Below are 23,877 nucleotides of genomic sequence, written 5' to 3'. Positions count from 1 at the left end.
CTATTTTGGTCTTACTTATTTTGCTACAGAAGCAACTTTTGAGCTGAACTCTTCAGAAGCAGACTTGATGACGTCAGTCGCTGCTTTTTGCGTTGCAGTGATCACTTCATAAGTTTCTTTCGCTGCATCAGATACAGTTTCTTGTAAACCTTCTAAGTAAGCTTTTTGCGTTTCAGCTAGGCTCATTACGTCTTTTTGCTGGCTCGCAGACTCAACAAATGACATGCCATCGTTTAACAAAGTTGAGAATAATGCATTTTGCTTCTCAGCGATGTCTTGTAACGCGTTCATGTTAAGAGTTGCTAGTTCAGTTACAGGCTTCATAGAGTCTTTAAGTTGGTTGTTTAATTGTTCAAACATGGTATTTCTCCGTTAAATAAAAAATGTAATATTACGCTTTTTTCGCCGCAGCAGGTGCTGCTGGTGAAGATTCAGTTTTAGCAGCTTTAGGCGCTTCTGCTCTTGCAGCTGGCTTCTCTGCAGGTTTCGCTTTTGGAGCCTCTGCTTTTGCTGGTGCTTTAGCTGCTGCTTTTACTGGTGCTTTAGCTGCTGCTTTTACTGGTGCTTTAGCTGCTGCTTTTACTGGTGCTTTAGGAGCGGCTTTCTTGGCAGCTGGCTTTTTTACAGGGGCTGGTTTCGTCTCTGCTTTCGGGGCAGTTGGGGTTGCCACTGCAGGCACAGCTTTCATCAATTCTTTGGTCACTTCTTCAGCCGCCGGCAATTCTTCAATCGACGTTTTAAGTACCTTGGTATACTCTTCACGAATGTCGTTCATCGTGCCGTAGGTTTGCTTTGAGGTATGCGCTAAACGCTCTTTTACCGCTTCTGCATAAGTAGATTGAGCCGCAACGAAACCTTTTACTTCAGTTAGTACTGATAGTGATTCAACATACTTCACGCTATCAGCCAAGAATCCAGTGAAGAATTCGGTTTGCTGTTGTGACAACTCTTCCAGTGCTTTAGTGTTAACAGCCACTAATGAACTCACTGGTTTAGAGGACTTTTTGACTTGCTCTGAAAATTTACCAAACATGATGCTATCCTTAAAACTTTGTTGAATTTTGTTGCGTTGCAACATCGAGTTAAGTTAACTATAGCGGGTGTCTAAAAAACCGTCAAGTGGATTTTTGTGCATTGCAACATTATTTTTTTATTTTTTTATTAAATTATTGAAATAAATAGTAAAAAAAAATGTTCAAATGCGGAATTTTTTTATTTTATGAAGTGTGGAATGGTAATCTGGCATACGACTTAAGTAGTAAGTTTTGTATTAGTTGTGTTGCGAACGCACAAAGAATGACGAGATGCTCATAACTGCCAGTGGCATGGACACTTACTCATCTTTGGACTTGTTGGGTTGCCAAGGATTGTTGCTTGGATCAAACATTTTTTGGAACATGCCTAATGGCGTGGCATTGACCATGGTATTCATCATACTTTGGATCTTGTCTTGTTGTTCCATGAAGCTGACTAATGACTGCTCTAGATATTGACGCAAAAGCGGTTGCATGTCTTGATTATCGTAGTACCGGATCAGTTGTTGTAATAATTTGTCGGTCAACAATGACTGGGCTTGATTCGACTCAGATTCACTGATGATTTGCAGTAAAACGCTTTTGGTGATCACGTCTTGGGTTTTGGAATCAACAATTTGGAACTCGTCACGTGCTTTGATCATGGTTTTGATGTCTTCTAAGTTGATGTACTTAGATTGACTGGTGTCGTAGAGGCGACGATTGGGGTATTTTTTAATTGTGATCACTGACCATTCCGTGCGTTGAGCTGAATATGAAGCAACAGGTTACTGTATTTTGATGGATATGACAAAGAAAAAGCGCCACATCAATGTGGCGCTATAAATAATATTAGCCTAAGCGTTTTAAGACATATTGACCGGGTGCAGGATACAGAGCAGGGTATTGTTTGGTATTCCCTGGCACTAAGGCTTTGGTTTGATTTCCGGATTTTTTGGCTAGCCATTGATGCCAATCCGTCCACCAAGAGCCAGGGTACTCTTCGGCATTTGCCAACCATTCATCGGCACTTTCAGGCATATCAGAGTTGAGCCAATGCGGGTATTTACCCCCTTCAATCGGGTTAATCACCCCGGCCAAGTGGCCTGATCCGGCCAATACAAAGCGTACATCACCACCAAGGTTCTGAGCGGATTTGTAAGCCGCTTTCCACAATACGATGTGGTCGGCAATCGTGGCAATGGAATACACTGGAATATCGATTTTGCCCAAATCAATGCCAATACCGTCGATTTCAAAGGCGTTGGGTTCGATGAGTTTGTTGCCCCAATAAGTGGTGCGTAGATATTGCTTGTAACACGCAGCGGTTAAATTGGTGGAATCTGAGTTCCAGTATAAAATGTCAAATGGCGCAGGATCTTTGCCTTGCAAATAGTTCTTGATAAAGAACGACCAAAACAGGGAGTTTTCTCGCAACAAGCTAAACGACAGACCCAAAATTCGGCCATCGAAAATCCCTTTTACTTCCGTGCTTTGCTCAAGCATATTGAGCATGTCTTCAGAAAGATAGTTACCCACCTCGCCCGGCTCAGAAAAATCCAATAGCGTGGTGAATAAAGTTAATGAACCAAGGCGCTCATCGCCTTTGGCTCTGAGATAGGCCGCCGTGACTGAACTTAATGTGCCACCCACACAAAAGCCGGTTAAGTTTACTTTGGGTGCTTTGGTCACATCACACACCACATCAAGTGCGGCGAGAGGGCCAAGTTTCATATACCCAGCAAAATCCACCTCAGCTAAGCTTGCATCGGGGTTGACCCAGCTAATCATAAAGACTTCATAGCCCGCTTCTAATAACGAACGCACCATGGATTTTTTGTAATCTAGATCAAGCACATAATATTTGTTGATAAACGGCGGCGTAAATAGAATCGGGTTTTTGAACGTTTTTTCAGTTTTGGGCGTGTAATGAATCAGTTCAATCAGTTCATTCTTGAAGATCACCTGACCTTCAGTGGTTGCAAGATTTTCGCCAACTGTGAACGCATTGGGATCAGTTTGCGTGATTTTGAAGGCCTCAAGCGGACTTTGCTCCAAATCCGCCATGAAGTTTTGCATGCCTTTGAGAATACTCTCGCCGTTGGATTTGAGGATTTCTTCGCAAACTTCAGGATTGGTCAAGACATAGTTAGTCGGGGAGACCGAGCTAATGTATTGACGTGTGTAGAACTTGACTTGCTCTGCGGTTTTGTCGTCTTTAAAATGCAAGGCATCCACTACGTTTTCGAGCATTTGTGAATTGAGCAAATACGCTTGCTTCATATAATTAAAGGCAGGGTTATTGCTCCACTCATCATGTTTAAACCGATTGTCGCCTTTGGTTTCATTAATGATGGGATTAAATTGCTCGCCCATAAAGGCCATCGACGCTTGCTGCCAAAGCGCTGTTTGTTGTTCCATAAAACGCATTTGCGACTGAAGCAGTTTGGCTGAATCAATTTCAACTTGGTCAGATAACAAAGAAACCAGCTTATTCGGATCAAACATGCCTTTCATGTTTTCCATGGATTGGCCCTCTTGGCTCTGCTTTAATAACGTATCTTTGACCATGGCATTAAAGACTTGCGCGTATTTGTTGATGCTTTGTAAGATCTCTTCGTGCTCAGACTGACCCATTTGACTTCCTTGCTTGGTTAATTCTTCGACTATTGCTTTATAGTATTGAGTGTCTTTTAACTTGTCCATATTGCTACGACTAGAGTGGTAGAATGTGCTAACCTATGAGGGGTTAGTCTATGATGCAATTATCTTAAGGTAAGACGTTTTTAATGCAAGCATTTTGGCAGTGGTGTAAACAGTATTGGTGGAAGTTCGCTCTAGTCGGCTTCACATTACTTTTGGCGTATTTGTTTTATCTTGATGCGCAGTTGCGGCCGCATTTTTCGGGCTATAAGTGGCAAGTGCCGGTGCAGGTCTATGCCCGACCATTGACGCTTTCTCTCAACCAAGAAATCACGCCTCAAGAAGTGATTGATGAATTAGAATTGCTTGGATACCGTAAGCAAAATAATGCTTCAAAGGTTGGCGAGTATTCACTGTCAAAAAGTTCGCTAACCGTTCAACGACGCGCATTTCACTTTTTGGATGGCGCCGTTCCAGCGACGCAACTTGATATATCATGGCGCGCTGGTCGCATCGCCCGGTTATTGCTCACTGATGCCATGACGGGTGAATCCGAGGCAGTGGAATTAACTCGTTTAGAACCCTGGCTAGTGACTCGACTTTTGTCGGGTAATCGCGAAGATCGTATGTTATTGCGGCAAGACGATTTACCACCTTATCTGGTGGATACCTTGGTGATGGTGGAAGATCGCAATTTTTATTCGCACTTTGGGGTCAATCCCATCGCGATAGCTCGTGCGTTATTCGCTAATATTGCAGCGGGGCGAAAAGTTCAGGGCGGTTCGACCCTCACGCAACAACTGATCAAAAATCTCTACCTGACTCGTGAACAGTCCTATACTCGCAAAATCAAAGAAGCCCTAATGTCCATCGTGATTGATGCGCGTTACGATAAAGATGAGATATTACTGGCCTACCTCAATGAGGTGTTTGTCGGGCAAAATGGCGGAAAAGCGGTACATGGCTTTGGCTTAGGCTCGCATTTTTATTTTGATAGGCCGTTAAATGAATTAAACTTACCTGAAATTGCAACCTTAGTTGGCATTCTCAAAGGCCCTTCGTACTACAATCCTCGCCGCTATCCAGAACGTGCACTGGAACGCCGTGATTTAGTACTCAAAATTTTATTTGAGCAAGATGTCATCGATAAACCGACTTATCTCAATGCGATTGAGAGCCCTCTCAATATTGCTTCCGGTGCGAGTCTCGCCAGTGGCAAGCATCCGTCTTTTATGGCCAAACTCAGACGAGAATTAACCACTATCTTGGCGGACCCATCGTTACGAGACTCTGGCATTCGCGTTTTTACTACGTTAGATATCAATGCGCAAAGACGAGCTGAGCAGGCATTAGCAGAGCGCGTCACACAAGTTGCCAATGCACGCAAGATTGACGATTTGCAAGCAGCAATGGTGGTCAGTGATAGTGCAACCGGTGGCATACGCGTGATTGTTGGGGATCGCGATGTCACCAATGACGGCTTTAATCGTGCCCTGGATATGGAACGCTCTATCGGCAGTTTGGTCAAGCCCGCCATCTATGTCGCTGCGTTGGAACAAGCTGATACTTATCGCTTGGCAACAATATTGCGCGATGAACCAGTGACAGTGACTTTAGACGATGGCCAAGTGTGGCAACCGCAAAATGCAGATAAAGAATATCGCGGCGCAGTCAATATGCTCGACTCATTAACGCAATCGTATAACTTGCCTGCAGTGAACCTCGCCTTAGACATGGGGCTGGATGTTGTGGTGCAAAGTTTGCAAAACTTAGGGGTAGATGAGCCGATCCCTGAGTTGCCAGCAATTACCTTGGGGGCAGTTAATCTCACGCCTTATCAGGTCAATCAGATGTATCAAACCATCGCCAATGATGGCGTGTTGAAGCCCTTACATACTGTGACAGGCATTCTGGATGCGCAGCAGCAGCTTCTCTGGCGCCGGTCAGAATATGGTGAGCAACGCATTCCTTCAGATGTTGCTTATGTGCTTAATTACGGGCTGCATAAGGTCACTCGAGACGGTACCGCTCGTGCCTTGGGGAAAATATTTCCAAACATTAATATGGCTGGCAAAACAGGCACCACTAATGATTATCGCGACAGTTGGTTTGCGGGGTTTGATCGTAATTTAGTTGCCAGTATTTGGATGGGCTCAGACAGTAATGCGCAAACTGGCTTGTCTGGTAGCAGTGGCGCGTTACGCGTGTATATTGATTGGCAACGTACGATGACGCCCAAATCCTTATCGAGACGTTTCCCACCAGGGTTAGAAATAGCCCATTTTAATCCAGAAACCGGCACGCAACGCACCGGTGGATGCCGTGATAATCTCTCTTTGCCTGCGGTATCTTCTGGTCTATCGGATGTGGTTGAAGGCTGTTCAGGGCGCAGTGAACGCAAAGCCCAACCAAAAGCGCCCACTAAGCCAAAACGCAAATCCTTGTGGGAGCGGTTATTTGGTGGGTAGGTCGATGTCAAACTGCTCCGAAATCGTTGGATGTAGACAACTCATCGTGAGCTACCCTGGCGTTTGTTTGGGCGATGTGGGAGCTGATGCCGCTAACGCTTTTAATTTCGCACTGCCAATAACCGGCGGTTGAGGGCGTTTTTCAGCAAGACGCTGTTCGATAAAAGAATTCACATCCCCTTTGTCCTCACATAATAAAGCTCCTACCGTGAACGCGCTATTCATGACCAAAGCTTGGTTGAGTGCACTGGCGCAATCAATATCGATTTTACTTTGCATAATGATTTTCATCGCAAGCGCTTCTTTGGTCAGAGGCTCTGGCGCTTTGAATAATTCAGGTGATATCAAATCAATTTGATACTGCCCGGATGCATTAAAGCTGAGCTCAGCAAATTCAGATGCTTGATTATTTTGCAAGTAGTCACGGGTCGCTTTAGGCAATATTGAGGTACTAGATAACAAAGTATTCGTTTTGAACGATTCTTGCAGGACGATGGGTGTTTGGGTACGAAAATCAAGTTTCGGTACGTCAACTACTGGATAGGGCGTCATAGCGGTACTGAACGTTTCTGCAGGTAATGATTCTGGTGAAGTTGGTGAAGGTGGCGGGACAAGCGTTTCCTGTGGTTGACCCATTTCGGGTTCAATGGCTTTGTTGACCGCAGGCTCGATAACTGGTTCGGGTATTGGTTTGGATGTCACGGGATTGACGTTTTTTTTGGGGAGCTCGGTGGAGACCTTTGGAGGTAAAGGGATTTCGACCAGTTGTGCTTGTATACGAGGTTGGTCACCCCTTACATCGACAGGGACAGACCAGTGTTGTTGTGCAAACCCAGCCATGATAATGAGATGAGTGACAAGCGAACCCAACACGAACCAGCCCACTGATGATACCTTGGGTTTCAAGAGCATACGTGAAGCATTATGGCCAGATGGTTCGGGCAATATATCAGTGTTTATTATAGAAAAATCAGCAAGTTCTTGGCGCATGCGTGTATAGAAACACGAAAAGGCAAAAGGTTCAATGTGACTTATTAATCGCCACGTTTGGTTGTCATTGCGAACGCACCAAAATCGAGCACCAAAAAAGTGCAAATCAAAATTCATTGAAAAAATATGGTGCATAAATACCATGCATTCCATGTGAAAATAAAGTTAAGCCACTGAAATATAATGTTTTTTAAAGTTGGCACAAATGTTGGAATACTAACTATGATAAATAATATTGATTCAGGAGAACTACATGAAACTCGTAACTGCTATCGTTAAGCCATTTAAGCTTGATGATGTACGCGAAGCCATCTCAGAGATCGGCATTGACGGTTTGACCGTCACCGAAGTAAAAGGATTCGGTCGTCAAAAAGGTCATACCGAATTATATCGTGGCGCCGAATACCAAGTGGATTTTTTACCAAAAGTAAAACTCGAAATTGCGATCAAAGACGACCAAGTAGAACGCTTGGTGGAAGCCATTGCTGATGCGGCTAAGACAGGCAAAATCGGCGACGGTAAAATCTTTGTCTACGATTTAGAACAAGCGGTGCGGATCCGTACTGGCGAAGAAAACGACGACGCTTTATAAGGAGATAGTCATGGAAGTAACATTTGAATTAGGCTATGCCTTAGATACGTTCTATTTTTTGATCTGCGGTGCATTCGTCATGTGGATGGCGGCAGGCTTTGCGATGTTAGAAGCGGGTCTTGTACGCGCCAAAAACACCACTGAAATCCTCACCAAAAACATCTCGCTATACGCGATCGCTTGTATCATGTATATGATTTGCGGTTACTACATTATGTATGGCAGCGCGGGCATCTTATTAGACGGCATCGTCGGCGATGGCGCAACGGGCGTGTTAGAAGATCCTGCTACTTATGCACCATCTGCGGACTTCTTCTTCCAGGTCGTATTCGTGGCAACTGCCATGTCTATCGTGTCTGGTGCGGTTGCTGAGCGTATGAAGCTCTGGGCCTTCTTAGCGTTTACCGTGGTCATGACAGGATTTATTTATCCTATGGAAGGTTCATGGACGTGGAACGGCGCTGATGTATTTGGCATGTATAACCTTGGCGAATTGGGTTTCTCAGACTTTGCAGGCTCAGGTATTGTACACATGGCTGGTGCTGCAGCAGCTCTAGCAGGCGTGTTAGTGCTTGGTGCTCGTAAAGGCAAATACACCAAAGACGGTAAAGTCAACGCAATCCCAGGTTGTAACTTGCCTCTTGCGACATTAGGTACCTTCATCTTGTGGATGGGTTGGTTTGGCTTTAACGGTGGTTCTGTTTTGGCTACCGCGACAGTTGAAAGTGCTAATGCCGTTGCAGTGGTCTTCATGAACACCAACATGGCAGCTGCCGGTGGTGCTGTGGCAGCGTTACTGGTCGCTCGAATCTTATTTGGTAAAGCAGACTTAACCATGGCGCTTAATGGTGCGTTGGCAGGCCTTGTTGCGATTACCGCAGAGCCTTCTACACCGACACCTGCTCTTGCTACCTTATTTGGTGCCATTGGTGGTGTGTTAGTGGTATTCTCAATCATCACGCTTGATAAGTTAAAAATCGATGATCCAGTGGGTGCAATCTCTGTGCACGGAGTCGTGGGTCTTCTTGGTCTATTACTAGTTCCATTCACTAACGGCGAAGTGACGTTCCTTGGTCAAATCGTCGGTGCATTAACCATCTTTGGTTGGGTCTTTGCAACCAGCTTGGCGGTATGGTTCGCTCTCAAATACACTATGGGTATCCGTGTGAGCGAAGAAGAAGAATACGAAGGTGTTGATGTGGCTGAGTGTGGCTTGGAAGCTTACCCAGACTTCACTACATCAAAGTAATTACCAACAATCGTTTTCATAGTAATAAGAAGGAACGGGATAACAAGGAAACATAACATTGTAATGGAACCCGAGCTCATGGATGAGCAAACCAGTTTGGTCTAAGTGTGTCCTTGCCCCTCTTTTTGAGGGGCTTTTTCGTTAAATAATTTAAGAATAACTCCTAATGTAAAAATAATTTAATTTGGGTAATATGCAATAAAGGAAGTGCAGTCCTAGGAATCGCGATGCGTCTGTTTGATGAACGTCAAAACATACATTATTGTTATGTGGGGATATTTGCGTTTATTTCGGGTTATGTTGCTATTTGGTTAAGTGGATACTTTGAAATCCATCAGGGCTTGGTCAATTTTTATTTCCCACACGCTCTTAGAGTCGCTACGCTATTCGTTTTACCATTTAGAATGTGGGCTGTTTTCTTATTTTGCAGCATTATAGGTTCGGATGCATATTACCACGTCAATATCGCAAATGACGCAGGTATTTCAATTGATACCGTCAAAACCTTCCTATTCTATTATTCTATGGAACTCTCTACTGGCGCCATAATTTATGCGTTCTATCTTAAATTGGTGGATGATTGGTTCACTGTCAGAGGGGTATTTTGGATAACGTTTTTATCTATGGTTTATCGCCTAGTGTACTTGGCCGGACCGGCTTATTTTAAAAGTGGGTTCTTTTCCTTTATTCCCGTTGATAGATATGTTGAATTCTTGGTCGCGATTCAAATCTCTGGGTATATTGTCGGGTTTTATGCACTGCTCATACTCTTTGTTATAAAATGGTGCACTGAGAATAAATATCGAATCACTCAAAAAGCCACAATCAGACTCCAGGGAACCATAGGTGTCATTTTTTTCACCTGTGCGGTTCTTGTCTACATATCTCCTGAGTTAGAGTACCTCATAAGAATCGCCATAATCATACCGTTTTTCTTGATCGCATCACGATTTGGGCCGATTGCGGCATTAAGTTATTCTTTATTACTGGTTACCGCTTTGTTCATCTATCTGGCGAATGCCACTAGTGAATTATTACAGATTTATTTACCCTTTATTCTGAGTTATTTATTGCTGGGTTTTTTTACGTTTGCGGTACTACAAGAACATCGTCGTATGACATACGGGATGCTTAAGGCGAAAAAAACATTAGAGGATAAAAATAAAAACTTAGAACAGATGACCTCACAATTAACCAAGTTGAGTGAACAAATATTGTCTGTTCAGGAACAAGAAAGGCAGTATTTATCACGTGAGTTACACGACGAAATTGGTCAGAATATCATTGTCCTTAAGTCTTCTGTTTACATGCTGGAAAAACATGATAATCAAGATAAGCACATTGATAAAATCAAAGAGCAGTTGAACCTAACCTATTCAAGTATATATGAGTTGATGCATTGGTTAAGGCCAAGTGTTCTTGATAATTTTGGTTTAATCGAAACGCTCAAAGGCGATTATTTTGCTCAAAAATTAGAACTAAGTGACATTTCATATAAACCCAAGGTCAATATGACTGTTGAGCTAAACAGTTTTATGCAGACTGCGATTTTTAGAATATGCCAAGAGGCTGTAAATAACGCGATCAAACATTCCTCTGGAAACAAGTTTGAAATTGAGTTGATACAAACCAACGAAATATTACATCTAAATATCAAAGATAATGGTAACGCGCAAGAAGATAGTATAGGCACTTCAGGCGGGTTTGGCTTAAAAATTATCAATGAGCGTGTGACAACCCTCGGAGGCATTTGCATCATTACTAATACTGATGGATTTGCAATATCGATAAGAATACCTTTGACAACAAGTGGAGATTTGAAAGATGGACTTTAGTAAATTGTCAATAACAATTGTTGATGATCATTGTATGGTCAGGGAGGCCTTTGCAAATATTATTCAAAAAGGTTTGAATCCGCTAAAAATTCACCAGTTTAGTTCTGTAGAAGACGTCCTAGAAGCCGAAGTCTTGTGTAATACCGACGTATTAATTACAGATATATCCCTTCAACCGAATGAACAGAATGGGTATGAGTTGATAAAGCATGTTAAGTCGATGGGGTTTAAGTGTAAGGTAATTGTCATTAGTATGCACGAAAACACGATATATTTGAAAGAAGCTAAGCTTATGAATGTAGATGGTTTTGTTCACAAAAGAGAAGCTTCAGAAAACATCATAAATGCTATTGAAGATGTCGTTTTTGGCAAACAGTATTTTTCAGATGATATTAGCAGAAAGATTGACTTAGCTAGTGAGCAGCTTGAAATATATGAAAATTTATTCCCGAAAGAAAAAGAGGTTTTTTTAAGAGTGGCAAAAGGTGAACACGTTAAAAAAATTGCAATTGACATGGATATATCAGTTAAGACCGTGCATTCGCACAGGTTGAACCTTTACAAAAAATTCGGCTTTCATTCAAGTTTTGATATAACACAATACGTACTGAAACACGGCATACTTAGTTCCGAGGACATTATAAAAAAATCTTAACCAAAACTTGAGAAACTCCATTTGACATGTGAATATTGGCATAAAGCTGAATTATAAGGACTTAGGTCATGCCTTCTCGATATATTCGCCTCTGTGCAACATTCTTTTTACTGTCTGTAACATCACTTAGCGCTTCACCCACTTTTGCTATAGAACAAAGTGCAATTCATAAGTTTACTGCCGAAGATATTTTTCATTTAGAAGTTGCGACATCTCCTCAGGTTTCGCCAGACCAAAGACACATCGTCTATGTCCGTCGCTCTAATGACATCATGACGGACAGCACGCGTTCAAGCATTTGGATTGCTGATGTCGCAGGTCAGTCACATGAGCCATTGTTATCATCAACACGTAACTATTACTCGCCGCGTTGGTCTCCATCAGGTGATCGCCTTGCCTATATCTCTACACAAGATGGCAAACCACAGATTTATGTGCGTTATATGGTCAGTGGTCGAACTGCGCTTGTCAGTAATCTAGCCTCTTCACCGAGCTCACTGACATGGTCCCCAGATGGCAATCAGCTCGCATTTACCATGAGTGTTGACTCTAACGAACGTCCGTTCGGGATCAAAATGCCAGCCAAGCCCAAAGGCGCAAAGTGGGCGCAGCCATTTCAATATATTGATAAAGCACGGTATCAAGCCGATGGCAGAGGCGTGTTAGACCCGGCTTACACCCATATCTTTATCGTGCCAGCAGAGGGTGGGACCGCTCGCCAGCTCACTTCGGGCAATTATCATCACCGTGGAAGTTTGAGTTTTGCTGCGGACGGTGAGCAGATTTTTTTCTCCGCCAATCGTTCAGATAATTGGGAATATGAACCAGCAGAATCCGATATTTATGCGGTGTCTATGGACGGTCAAATCACCCAAATAACCTCCGCACCGGGTCGCGAATTTGCCCCAAATGTCTCGCCAAATGGTGAGATGATTGCGTATGGCAAGCGCGATAACAAAAAACTCGCCTATCGCAATACCTATCTACATGTGATGAATATTGATGGCTCAAATGACCGCAAGTTGAGTGCCGATGTGGATAACATCGTGAGCAATTATCACTGGCGCGGCAATGAGGGATTGTATTATCAGCAAATGCGTCGTGGCGTTACGCAAGTCGATTATGTGACGCTGGATGGGGAGCATTCGGCTGTACTGCAAGGGATGGGCGGGGTGTCTCTCGGGCGCCCTTACACCAGTGGGACGTTTTATGCTGTGGGGGATACGGTGGCGTTCACTCGTGGACGCACTGACCGACCTGCGGATTTGTTCGTCAAAAAAGACGGTGCAGAAAAGCAGCTAACGGCGCTGAATGAAGATATCTTCGGGCATAAAACCTTTGGCGAAGTCAAAGAAATTACCTATACATCGTCCATAGACGGCGAGGAAATTCAAGGTTGGTATATCTTACCGCCAGACTATGACCCTACCAAAAAATACCCGATGATCATTGAAATCCACGGTGGCCCACATTTGGCTTATGGTCCGGTGTTTACGGCAGAGCTACAACGTATGGCAGCAGAAGGTTATATTGTATTTTATAACAATCATCGAGGCAGTACGGGTTACGGCGAACGCTTTGCGCTGTTACTGCAAAACAAATATTCCTCAAAATATGATTTTGCCGATCATATGTCAGGTGTTGATGCCTTAATTGATAAGGGCTTGGTCGATCCAGATCAGCTATTTATCACCGGAGGTTCAGCCGGAGGCATTGCCACCGCATACGCCATTGGCTTAACTGATCGCTTTAAAGCGGCTGTCGTTGCGAAACCGGTAATCAACTGGCTATCAAAGGTTCTAACGGCCGATAGTGGGCTCTATCAAATTCCGCATCAGTTTCCCGGCATGCCTTGGGAAGAAGTCGAACACTATTGGCAACGTTCTCCGCTGTCGTTGGTGGGCAACGTCACAACACCGACGCTATTAATAACAGGTGTGAATGACAAGCGTACGCCAATGTCAGAAACCGAGCAGTTCTATCAAGCCCTGAAATTACGCAAAGTGGAGACTGTGCTGGTCAAGGTACCCGGTGCGTCGCATGGAATTGCGTCTAGGCCGTCGCGGATGGTAGGGAAGATAGAAAATATTATTGGTTGGTTTGATAAGTATCGAAATTGAGTTCTTACAATCACCATCCCCTAGGTATACACTCGATGTGTATACTTTGGTGGTGTTAAAAATTGGCCAATCCACCAAAAATCCGATAAAGTTAATTCATCATCAATAACAAAACCAACATCCCATGATGAAACACTTAATCAGCTTAGTTCTGCTAATAAACGTCACTACAGCCCACGCCTACGACCGAGTCACCGGCAAGCCCTTTGCCTCGCGCTCTGAAGTCATCGCGCAACACGGGATGGCCGCGACTAGTCAGCCTCTTGCCACTCAAGTCGCACTGGATATTCTTAAAAGTGGTGGCAATGCCATTGATGCCGCCATCGCGGCCAACGCTATGCTGGGCCTTGTTGAACCTACTGGCTGTGGCATTGGTGGGGATTTGTTTGCGATTGTCTGGGATGCCAAGAGCCAACGGTTACATGGACTCAATGCCTCAGGTCGCTCTCCGATGTCTCTGACCCGCGAATACTTTGTTGAAAACGGGTTTAATAAAATCCCCAAATTCGGTCCTTTACCGGTCTCTGTCCCAGGTACGGTGGATGGCTGGTTTATGCTGCATGAGAAGTTTGGCTCAAAACCGATGACCCAAATCTTAGAACCCTCTATCGAATACGCGCGAAAAGGCTTTCCAGTATCTGAGCTTATCGCATATTACTTGGACCGCTCAGTGGCACGCATTGGCAGTTACGAGGGCTTTAAAGAAACCTATATGCCAGATGGCGAGATGCCGAAAAAAGGCGAGATATTTAAAAACCCGTTTCTTGCCAGCACCTATGAAAAAATTGCCACAGGTGGGCGTGATGCCTTTTATAAAGGCGATATCGCACGCACCATCGCAGCATACATGAAAGAGCAAGGCGGATTTTTGACTTATGAAGACCTCGCCCAGCACAGGGGGAACTGGATCGAGCCCGTCTCCTCAAACTATCGTGGTTATGATGTGTGGGAATTACCTCCCAATGGCCAAGGTATTGCCGCACTGCAAATCCTCAATATCATGGAACGCTATGATGTGGCGAGCATGGGGTTTGGTTCGCCAGAATATGTGCATACCTTTGTTGAAGCCAAAAAACTCGCGTTTGCTGACCGTGCCAAGTGGTACGCCGATCCAGAATTTAACGATATCCCCGTTGAACAACTGATTTCAAAAGCTTACGCCGCTGAAAGACAAGCGCTGATTAATCCAAATAAAGCCGCCAAACGCGTGGATGCGGGGCTTAATGAGGGCGATACGATTTATATGACGGTAGCGGATAAAGACGGCAATATGGTGTCGTTGATCCAAAGTAACTACCGCGGCATGGGCTCAGGCATGACCCCGCCGGGCTTGGGGTTTGTGTTGCAAAATCGCGGCGAAATGTTTGACCTCAACCCTGATCATTTCAATGCATTTGAGCCAGGAAAACGTCCATTTACCACCATTATTCCTGCATTCATTACCAAAGACGGTAAGCCATACATGAGCTTTGGCGTTATGGGCGGTGGCGCCCAGCCGCAAATGCACGCACAAGTGGTGATGAACATTGTGGATTTTGGTATGAATATTCAAGAAGCAGGCGATGCACCGCGAATCCTGCACTCAGGCTCTTCCACAGTCACTGGTGATAAAATGACCGATGGCGGCTATGTCTCACTTGAATCTCACATCAGCGCCGAAACGCGTCGAGAATTTATGAAAAGGGGCCATGTCATACGAGATATTGTTGGTGCATACGGCGGTTATCAAGCCATTATGTATGACAGCGAAAATAAAGTGTACTATGGGGCATCTGAGACTCGCAAAGACGGTCACGCCGCCGGTTACTAACAGACATGGGCCAACCTCAAAAAGGCATTTGTGCAGAGCCAAATTTGCACGCACAGTTTTTGATGTACAACATCCTAGATGATGATGCGCAAGCCATGCGGGCTAAGCTTGCTCGTGTGCTTGAGGTATTTGATTATTTTGATGATGAACACTACGAAGCGATGGTGTCTGGTGTCATTGCTGTCGGGGTTCAATATTGGTCAGAACTATACCCTGGCACACAGCCCAAAGAACTCACGCCATTTCCTGACATTGAAGTTGCGGACCGCAGTGCGCCCTCACAAGCATATGATTTGTTCATACAAATCCGAGCCGACCGACTTGATATCGTGCATGCCATTGCGGTTGAGGTACACCAGCTCTTGAGCATCCATGTAGAGCTAATCGAAGATACCCGCGCATTTAGATACTTGGATGGGCGCGACCTAAACGGATTTATTCTGGCAGATGATAATCCACGCGGACCAGAGCGTCGCGAAGTCGGTGTTGTTGGGGATTATGATCCTTATTTTGCCGGAGGGAGCTATGTGCATGTGCAGCGTTTTCGCCACGATTTACAGCGTTGGCAATTACTCTCAGAGAAACGTCAAGAACAGATCATGGGGCGGCAAAAAGAACACAACTTACCCACACACGAGGCCAATCTGAGTTCTCATTATACGCGAACCCGTCTAACGGATTTACCAGGCGTAGAAGCCCACGCAAGGCAGCTTAGACACTCTATGCCGTATGCCAACATGCAAGTACAGGGCGAGTATTTTGTGTCTTGCTGTCATTCACCAAGACCATTCAAAGCCATGTTACACAGTATGTATTATGGTGCGGGAGATGGTGATTATGATGCGTGGTTGGATTACACCAATGCAGAAATGGGGGGCGCTTTTTTTGCACCCAGTATTGATTTTATTCTCGCCAATGCGACCTGATCATTTCCGCGAGTGTAAATGATCAGGTCGCATTGAACGCATGCATAATTCCCTTAGCAGCCTATAAAGCGTCTTGTTATCGTTACTTGATGCGAGCAAAAACTCTATCTGCGGCCTCTAACGTGTCGTTGATGATAGTTTCATCGTGCGCTTTTGACACAAAGCCCGCCTCAAAAATAGCCGGTGCCAAATACACACCTTCATCCAACATCCCATGGTAAAACGCCTTAAAACGGTCGTTATCACAGCTAATCGCCTGTTGATAGTTCACGACTTTTTCGGCATCAGTAAAGAAGATGCCAAACATGGATCCTGCGACGTTGTAGGTCATAGGGATCCCATGTGAATGAGCTAACTCGGTCAACCCTTTGGCAAGTTTTTCAGTATTACTAAAAATATTAGTATACAAATCGCGATCTTCAAGTTGGTTCATTGCAGCAAGACCTGCCGCCATGGCCACCGGATTTCCCGATAACGTACCTGCTTGATAGATAGGTCCGGTTGGCGCAATATGCGTAATGATGTCACGGCGACCGCCGAAACAGCCTACTGGCATACCGCCACCAATGACTTTGCCTAAACAGGTCAAATCAGGTTTTACGCCGAAGCGCTCTTGCGCGCCACCGCGCGAGACGCGAAAGCCCGTCATGACTTCGTCAAAAATCAATACTGCACCATATTGGTCACAAATGTCACGCAAGCCTTCCAAAAATCCCTCAACCGGTGGAATACAATTCATGTTGCCAGCGACTGGCTCAACGATGATGCAGGCAATATCATTAGGCTCTTCAGCAAAGGCTTGCGCAACGCTATCGAGGTTATTAAATTCAACCGTAATGGTGTGCTTAGCAAAATCATCTGGCACGCCTGGCGATGAAGGCACCCCTAGGGTCAATGCACCGGAACCAGCTTTTACTAACAGTGAATCAGCATGACCGTGGTAACAGCCTTCGAATTTGAGGATTTTGTTGCGTGACGTATAACCGCGTGCAAGACGAATGGCAGACATGGTTGCTTCGGTACCCGAGTTCACCATTCGAACCATTTCCATTGATGGCACCATGGAAGCGACTTTTTCTGCCATGTGGATTTCTGCTTCTGTCGGCGCACCAAAACTCAAGCCATTTTGCGCTGCAGTAATCACCGCCTCTCGGATGGTTGGGTTATTATGACCTAATACCATCGGTCCCCAAGATTGAATATAATCGATGTAACGTTTGCCATCGGCATCCCAAATATAAGGTCCATCGGCTTTAGTGATGAAACGAGGCGTCCCGCCAACTGCCTTGAATGCTCGCACTGGGGAGTTAACGCCACCGGGAATGGTTTTTTGCGCTCGGGCAAATAATTCTTCTGAAATTGTCATATTATAAAACAACCTTGTTAGCTTTTGTTGCGAAACCAGACAACTGGTTTTTCGTGTTCCTGGACCTGATCAGCGACCCCGAGCGTCAAGGCAAAAAGTGCCATCCTCACGAGTACCCCGTTATCGGTTTGTCGGAAAATAGCCAAGTTGGGGTGGCTGTTGAGATCATTATCTAGTTCATTGGCTTCCATCCGTGAGTCGCGAGGTAAAGGGTGCATGATCACGGTATTAGACTGGAAGTGTTTGGTATAAATGGCTTGGTCAAGACGGAATTTACCGCGATATTTGTTGGCGTCATCCTGAGAAGCAAAACGTTCTTCTTGCACACGAGTTTGATAACAAATATCGGCATTCACACTGCCCTCTAGCTGTTCGGTGATGACTAACTCATGACCGTGATTGACGATGTCATCCAAAATATACTGAGGCATGCCCAATTCGTTAGGTGAGATGAGGGTAAAACGAATATTTTTGTATAAACACAACAAACGCGACAGTGAATGCACGGTACGACCATGCTTTAGATCGCCAATCATCGCGATGTGCAGGCCATCGATGCCTTTGCCATGCGCTGCGCATTCTTTGGCAATGGTATACAAATCCAAAAGTGCTTGTGTCGGGTGCTCATTGGCACCATCTCCGCCATTTAATACTGGCACACGTGAGCCAGTGGCAAATTCTGCGACCGAACCCGCATCGGGATGGCGCATGGCGATGATGTCCGAATATCCTGAAAGTACTCGAGCAGTATCGTATAAGGACTCGCCTTTAGCCAGCGCAGAGTTACTCATGCCAGTGGTTTCCCGTACCGACCCACCGAGTAAGTTAAACGCCGTGCCAAAGCTGACACGAGTTCGCGTGCTGGGTTCAAAGAACAAATTACCCAAAATAGCACCGCGCAAAACTTCGGTGCGTTTCTCACGCAGGGCGTAAGGGCGCATGAGGTCTGCCACGTGAAATACGCGTTCAATTGCATCTCTGTCAAATTGGGTGACTGATAAAATATGCTGTCCAGTCAGGTCGGTTGCCATGGTTGATTCAACTATAAAAAATAAAGTATGTGGATTATAGCAAAAGGGATAAATGCGCCAAAGTAGAATATAGCAAACGCGTTATTTCGATGGTAATAAACGCATGAATTTATGGCAGGTTTTGTCTACAAAATGACGTTGTTCCGCTTTGGTCATAGCATATGACATACTTAGAATACTGCGAAAATGATAATCACCTTTGAGAAGGTTATAAAAGTCAATGGCCAGTTCGTGCGCCTTGTCTGGTGGCAACGTATCATCCGCTTGCATCAAGCATTCTGACACCGTTAAGATGGCTGGATCCGGCCCTGCTTTATAAAAAATCTCGGCCACACTCGGGTTGTTTTTGGACTCGGCAATCACCACAGCATACATAGCGATCACTCGAGGATCATGCATTAATGCAACAAATTGCGTGGCTATTGCATGCAGTTTTTCGGCAAGTCCTGCAGGTTGAGAGACTGATATGGCATCAATGTTATCGAGTTGGTATTCATGACAGGTGCGCGTGATACACGCTTCAAATAATTCGTCTTTGTTAGCAAAGTGAGAATACACTGTTTGCTTGGATACCCCAGCATCACGGGCGACCACATCCATCGAAGTTTGGCCAAAACCTTGGCGTAAAAAAAGTTCACTGGCGCTACACAATATTAAATTGCGTTTTTTCATGTCTTTAGGACGGCCAGCGGCATGTTTATTGCTTTGTTTCAAACGAGCTCCTAAGGCAAAAAATTTGTATAAAGACGGATAATTTTTGTGTTTATTTAATAATCATACTAGACAGTCTAGTATTTAAAGTCTAGCATTAGGTTAATCTTTTTTAATTATTTTTTTGGAATAGCATGCGTGATTCACAGTCTCTTTCACCTAATCACAAAGCGTTAACAGTCTGCATAACTGTTGGAGCATTGTTGCTTGTTTTATTGATGATGTTTTCTGGCGATGGTTTTGCCCGTCAAGAAGGTTCTGGCGTGGTGCGACAGGATGTGGCAGTGATTGAGGTACAATACCAAGAGAGTTACGCCCAAGCCTATCGTGCGATGGGGAGAATCGAGTCCGCGCAGCAGGCTGGGGTTGGTTTTGAACGCAGTGGTCGTGTGGCAAGTGTGTTAGTAGATGACGGTGATACCTTAGTCCCAGGTCAAATGATTGCAACGCTCGACACGGCTCGTGTTGAGGCGCAAATTAAAGAATTAACGGCCGCATTAGATCTAGCACAAGCTCAATTGCGTTTAGCCGAGAATACCGAAAAGCGCATTATTGATTTGGTGCAAAAACGCCTTGAATCTCCGCAACGTCTTGATGAGGTAGCAGAAAACAAAAATATTGCTCAAGCACGCGTCACCCAAACCCAAGCCAGCCTCGATGCTGTGAAACTTGAGTTAGAAAAATCCACCATTACCGCAACGTATGCGGCCAGTGTGGTGAGACGTAATGTCGATCCGGGAGCGGTGGTTGAGGCAGGTCAGCCAATCTTTGAACTGGCTAACAACGCGTCACTGACCGCACGTATTCCGTTACCACCAAAGATTGCAGCGAATTTAAAAGTGGGTGAATTTTATCCATTGATTGTCGATGAGCAAACGATATCCGGACAGTTAATTAGCATCGGCACACAGCGTAATGCAAGAACACGGACGCTGGATACATTGTTTGCCATCAACCCTGCTATGCAACCACTGTTGGTTGGCGATTTGATTGCCGCTAAGCTTGAGATTGAACTGCCACAACGAGGGTTATGGGTACCGATTGAGTCGCTTGCTCGAGGAGTAAGAGGCATGTGGACCGTTTTTGTGGTTGGGCAATTGGGGGATACCGAGGTGCAAGCGCGCGCGGTTGAAGTTATTTATACCGATGGTAATCGTGCTTATATAACGGGCGCTGTCACAAATGGCGATTGGTTGGTATTCAACGGAACACATCGCTTTGTGCCCCAACAACGAGTGTTCGCAACGCGCAGTAATTTAGTCTCGCAAAGCCAATAAGGAGCATTGGGCATGCAGCCAACACATTCTTATCCATGGTACACCATGTTTTTGCGCAGTGGTCATTTATTGGCGCTGACGATCATTATTGTTTTAGTGGCTGGTCTATCTGCGATAAATACTCTACCGCGCTTAGAAGATCCCCGTATCGATACTCGTAATGGGCAGATTTTGACACTTTTCCCTGGCGCAAGCGCTGAACGAGTCGAAGCATTAGTTACAGATGTCATCGAAGATGAGCTACGAGAGCTATACGAAATAAAAGATATCGACTCGACCTCCCGGGCGGGGTTATCAATCATTGCCTTTGAATTACAAGACTGGGTCGATAACACAAATAACCAGCAAATTTTTTCTAAAATGCGGGATCGATTAGCAGACGCTGCAACACGCTTTCCAGCTACCGCAGGGACGCCAATCTTAGATGAAAAGCGCAACGAGACGTCCTATACCATAAAATATGCAGTATCCGCTACGTATCCAGATACTATGTCTTTGGGGATGACAGGGCGATTTGCTGCAGAGTTAGCCGATGAGATTCGCAATATTGCGGGGACTGAATTGGTCGATATTTACGGGGCACCACAAGAGCAAATTACAGTCAGTATCGACCCGGATAAATTAGCCTTGGTTGGGTTGACGGGGCAAGCAGTCAGTCAGGCAATACGCAGTGCTGATCCTAAATTGCCAGCAGGAGTGGTTTATACCGACGCTCTACAACTTCGTGTGCAAGTTGCACAAGAGTTAGCGTCTTTGGACGTGATCCGCAATATTCCTCTGGTCACGGGCAATGGGGAATATTTACGCGTAGCGGATGTGGCGGAAGTTACCCGAGATTGGCAACTGCCAATGTCACAGATGGCATTGCTAGACAGCGAAGAAGTGATCTTTGTCGCGGCTCGGATGCAAACGAACTTGCGTGTCGACCAGTGGACGGCCAGTGTCAAAGACCAAGTGGACTACTTTGTTGAGCGCTACCAAGGTTCTATCAATGTTGTACTGACATTTGATCAAAACGTCTATACTGACAATCGCTTATCTGAGTTGCAAGGCAATATGATTCTGGGTTTTGCAGTGGTGATTGCCGTTATTTTTTTATTCATGGGACTGAAAGCATCCTGGATTGTCGGGCTTTCTTTGCCGTTATGCGCAAGTTTTGCCATTTTTAGCTTGAGTTTTTTTGGCGAAGAAATTCATCAAATGTCGATTTTTGGCATTATTATCTCTATTGGTTTGTTGATTGATAACGCCATTGTGATGACCGATGAAATTCGCAAAAACTTACTTGACCGTTCATTGTCTCGCCTCGAAGCGTTGGTTAAAAGCACTCGACATTTGTTTGTGCCTCTGTTGTCGTCGACCATTACTACGGTATTGGGATTCATGCCCATATTTTTGTTAAACGGCAATGTCGGGGATTTTATCGGATCGATTGCGATCAGCGTGGTCATGGCGCTCATTGGTTCTTTTTGGATATCAATGACAGTTATTGGTGCCCTTGCAGCGAGATATTTGCCAAGAATCGATGATGGCGAAGCACCTTGGTATAGCCAAGGACTTAAACTACCGACGGTTGCCTTAGCCTTAGAACATTGGCTAAGAGCAATGATTCTTCGGCCAGGTATCGTACTCCCAGTGGTCGTTTTACTTAGCTTTATGGGGTTTGGTTTATCCACGACCTTGCCTAATGTATTTTTTCCATCAGCTGACCGTGATCAGTTTGCCATTGAAGCCATATTACCTGCCGGTACGGCCATCGAAACGACCAGAAACTTGGCGCTCTCAATGGATACGGTGATCCAGTCTTACGAAGGAGTAGAACAAGTCACTTGGCTAGTTGGCGCGTCGACCCCCAAAGTCTATTACAACTTTGTCATGAATCGAGATAACTCCCCTGAATTTGCCAATGCCATTGTGCAAGTCGATTCAGCGGAACGTGCCCGAGGCATGTTAGACAAATTACAACAAGATCTGCAATCGAGTTTTCCTCAAGCCAAAGTTGTGGTGAAGTCCTTTGGTCAAGGACCACCAATTCCTGCGCCAGTTGAAATTGATGTATATGGTCAAGATCTTGCAGTTCTCGAAGAAATAGGACGTGATATTCAGCTTATCATGTCGCAAATCCCCGGCATTGTGCAAACATTTGCTACGGTGACCACCAGTGAATCAGAGTTGGTGATCAATACGACTCGGGATTTGACCAGTCAAGCGGGGATCCAACTCACGGATTTATCAGCTCAATTGCAACTGGCTTTAAACGGGCAAGCAGGAGGCTCGATCGTGGAGCAAACCGAAGAAATCCCAATTCGTGTGCGCATAAGTGATGAGCAGCGCAGTGATTTGGTTGGTTTGGCTGCATTGCCTCTAGCGACACAGTTTTACGATCCCAGTAACCCTTGGTTTCCAGTTGCGTTATTAGGAGATTTTGAACTGCGGCCAGTGGTATCCTCTATTACCCGCAAAAATGGCGAGCGAATTAATATCATTTCGGCTTTCCTTGAACAAGGTGTCGCTGCCGTTTCAGTAGCTCAGCAAGTACAAGATGCGCTCGCTGATTATCCACTGCCATCGGGCTATTACATCAAGCTTGGTGGTGATGCTGGTGAGCAGCAAAGGGCGTTAGGGCAATTAGGTACTTACTTACCCGTGTTATTGGTCATGATGTTTACCGCACTGATTTTGACCTTCAAAAGTGTGCGTTTTGCAGGAATAATTGGAGCCGTGGCCATTTTATCTGTGGGATTTGGTTTCCTCTCTTTGTGGTTGTCGGGTTTGCCAATGGGTTTCAATCCACTACTTGGGTCAGTCGGTTTGATTGGCGTAGCGATTAACGACTCCATCGTTGTGATGGCTGCAATCAAGGCAAATCCTCGTGCGATGCGCGGCGACATTGACGCAATTGTCTGCGAAACGATGGGGTGTACTCGTCACATCTTCTCTACTACGATTACGACCGTGGGTGGGTTATTACCACTATTATTGTTTTCAACTGGCTCGTTTTGGCCCCCGCTAGCAGTGGTTATCGCCGGTGGGGTTGGATTTACCGTGATCTTAGGTTTGGTCTTCACACCAACGGTTGTAGCATTATTGTGTCGTATTCGTGCGCGTAAACAAATCAAACAAGCATCAGATGAGGCCGAACTTGCCTAAAAAAATCTCTAAACCAATGAACCATTCATTGCTGCATCGCA

At 45.1% G+C, this 23,877-nt stretch carries 18 protein-coding genes; 10 read left to right on the top strand and 8 right to left on the bottom strand.

Going from position 1 to position 23,877, the window contains the following annotated elements:
• Positions 1–15: 15 nt before the first annotated feature.
• The 4 genes from NLG07_RS01705 to NLG07_RS01690 all read right to left on the bottom strand — a co-directional run bounded on the left by NLG07_RS01705 (position 16) and on the right by NLG07_RS01690 (position 3,719).
• Complete coding sequence (locus tag NLG07_RS01705; protein WP_254855969.1) at positions 16–360, bottom strand: phasin family protein; 345 nt, start codon at positions 358–360, stop codon at positions 16–18.
• Between the two features lie 31 nt (positions 361–391).
• A complete protein-coding gene (gene phaP, locus NLG07_RS01700) occupies positions 392–1,033 on the bottom strand; it encodes a TIGR01841 family phasin (RefSeq protein ID WP_254855968.1) in 642 nt (213 codons plus the stop codon).
• Between the two features lie 300 nt (positions 1,034–1,333).
• A complete protein-coding gene (phaR, locus tag NLG07_RS01695) occupies positions 1,334–1,762 on the bottom strand; it encodes a polyhydroxyalkanoate synthesis repressor PhaR (protein WP_254855967.1) in 429 nt (142 codons plus the stop codon).
• A 103-nt stretch (positions 1,763–1,865) separates the two neighbouring features.
• Positions 1,866–3,719 (bottom strand): alpha/beta hydrolase, encoded by a 1,854-nt coding sequence (locus NLG07_RS01690; RefSeq protein ID WP_254855966.1) that lies wholly within the window; start codon positions 3,717–3,719, stop codon positions 1,866–1,868.
• A gap of 83 nt (positions 3,720–3,802) precedes the next feature.
• On the opposite strand from NLG07_RS01690, the gene mrcB reads away from it, so the two are divergent.
• On the top strand, positions 3,803–6,124 hold the full coding sequence (gene mrcB / locus NLG07_RS01685) for a penicillin-binding protein 1B (RefSeq protein ID WP_254855965.1): 2,322 nt from the start codon (positions 3,803–3,805) through the stop codon (positions 6,122–6,124).
• Positions 6,125–6,175: 51 nt separating this feature from the next.
• Here mrcB and NLG07_RS01680 read toward each other — a convergent pair whose 3' ends face one another.
• Positions 6,176–7,249 carry a hypothetical protein gene (locus NLG07_RS01680; RefSeq protein WP_254855964.1) on the bottom strand — a complete coding sequence of 358 codons (1,074 nt, stop codon included), beginning with the start codon at positions 7,247–7,249 and terminating at the stop codon, positions 6,176–6,178.
• Positions 7,250–7,367: 118 nt separating this feature from the next.
• Here NLG07_RS01680 and glnK point away from each other — a divergent pair, with 118 nt between their 5' ends.
• From glnK to NLG07_RS01645, 7 genes are all read left to right on the top strand, one after another.
• Positions 7,368–7,706 carry a P-II family nitrogen regulator gene (glnK, locus tag NLG07_RS01675; protein WP_254855963.1) on the top strand — a complete coding sequence of 113 codons (339 nt, stop codon included), beginning with the start codon at positions 7,368–7,370 and terminating at the stop codon, positions 7,704–7,706.
• 10 nt (positions 7,707–7,716) lie between these two features.
• Positions 7,717–8,955, top strand: coding sequence for an ammonium transporter (locus tag NLG07_RS01670; protein ID WP_254855962.1), 1,239 nt, complete (start codon positions 7,717–7,719; stop codon positions 8,953–8,955).
• A 227-nt stretch (positions 8,956–9,182) separates the two neighbouring features.
• Complete coding sequence (locus NLG07_RS01665; protein ID WP_254855961.1) at positions 9,183–10,790, top strand: ATP-binding protein; 1,608 nt, start codon at positions 9,183–9,185, stop codon at positions 10,788–10,790.
• On the top strand, positions 10,780–11,445 hold the full coding sequence (locus NLG07_RS01660; RefSeq protein ID WP_254855960.1) for a response regulator transcription factor: 666 nt from the start codon (positions 10,780–10,782) through the stop codon (positions 11,443–11,445). The genes NLG07_RS01665 and NLG07_RS01660 overlap by 11 nt, the downstream gene beginning before the upstream one ends.
• Positions 11,446–11,513: 68 nt before the next feature.
• A complete protein-coding gene (locus NLG07_RS01655) occupies positions 11,514–13,565 on the top strand; it encodes a S9 family peptidase (protein ID WP_254855959.1) in 2,052 nt (683 codons plus the stop codon).
• 124 nt (positions 13,566–13,689) lie between these two features.
• Entirely contained in the window at positions 13,690–15,375 is a 1,686-nt protein-coding gene (gene ggt, locus NLG07_RS01650; RefSeq protein ID WP_254855958.1) for a gamma-glutamyltransferase, read from the top strand.
• 5 nt (positions 15,376–15,380) lie between these two features.
• Positions 15,381–16,301 carry a Dyp-type peroxidase gene (locus NLG07_RS01645; protein WP_254855957.1) on the top strand — a complete coding sequence of 307 codons (921 nt, stop codon included), beginning with the start codon at positions 15,381–15,383 and terminating at the stop codon, positions 16,299–16,301.
• An 82-nt stretch (positions 16,302–16,383) separates the two neighbouring features.
• Here NLG07_RS01645 and hemL read toward each other — a convergent pair whose 3' ends face one another.
• The 3 genes from hemL to NLG07_RS01630 form a co-directional block, all read right to left on the bottom strand.
• Positions 16,384–17,667 carry a glutamate-1-semialdehyde 2,1-aminomutase gene (gene hemL, locus NLG07_RS01640; RefSeq protein WP_254855956.1) on the bottom strand — a complete coding sequence of 428 codons (1,284 nt, stop codon included), beginning with the start codon at positions 17,665–17,667 and terminating at the stop codon, positions 16,384–16,386.
• Positions 17,668–17,684: 17 nt separating this feature from the next.
• Positions 17,685–18,698, bottom strand: coding sequence for an aspartate carbamoyltransferase (locus NLG07_RS01635; RefSeq protein WP_254855955.1), 1,014 nt, complete (start codon positions 18,696–18,698; stop codon positions 17,685–17,687).
• Between the two features lie 81 nt (positions 18,699–18,779).
• On the bottom strand, positions 18,780–19,412 hold the full coding sequence (locus tag NLG07_RS01630) for a TetR/AcrR family transcriptional regulator (protein WP_254855954.1): 633 nt from the start codon (positions 19,410–19,412) through the stop codon (positions 18,780–18,782).
• Positions 19,413–19,543: 131 nt separating this feature from the next.
• Between NLG07_RS01630 and NLG07_RS01625 the strand changes: the two genes are divergently transcribed.
• Together NLG07_RS01625 and NLG07_RS01620 are read left to right on the top strand one after the other, a co-directional pair.
• Positions 19,544–20,686: an efflux RND transporter periplasmic adaptor subunit gene (locus NLG07_RS01625; RefSeq protein ID WP_254855952.1), complete on the top strand. Its 1,143-nt coding sequence runs from the start codon at positions 19,544–19,546 to the stop codon at positions 20,684–20,686.
• A 12-nt stretch (positions 20,687–20,698) separates the two neighbouring features.
• Complete coding sequence (locus tag NLG07_RS01620; protein WP_254855951.1) at positions 20,699–23,836, top strand: efflux RND transporter permease subunit; 3,138 nt, start codon at positions 20,699–20,701, stop codon at positions 23,834–23,836.
• The last annotated feature ends 41 nt before the right edge of the window (positions 23,837–23,877 follow it).

Source organism: Alteromonas sp. LMIT006 (assembly GCF_024300645.1).
In the GTDB taxonomy this organism is placed as follows: Bacteria; Pseudomonadota; Gammaproteobacteria; order Enterobacterales; family Alteromonadaceae; genus Opacimonas; species Opacimonas immobilis.
Note: the sequence above shows the minus strand (reverse complement) of the source record. Positions and strands in the feature narration are given on the sequence as shown.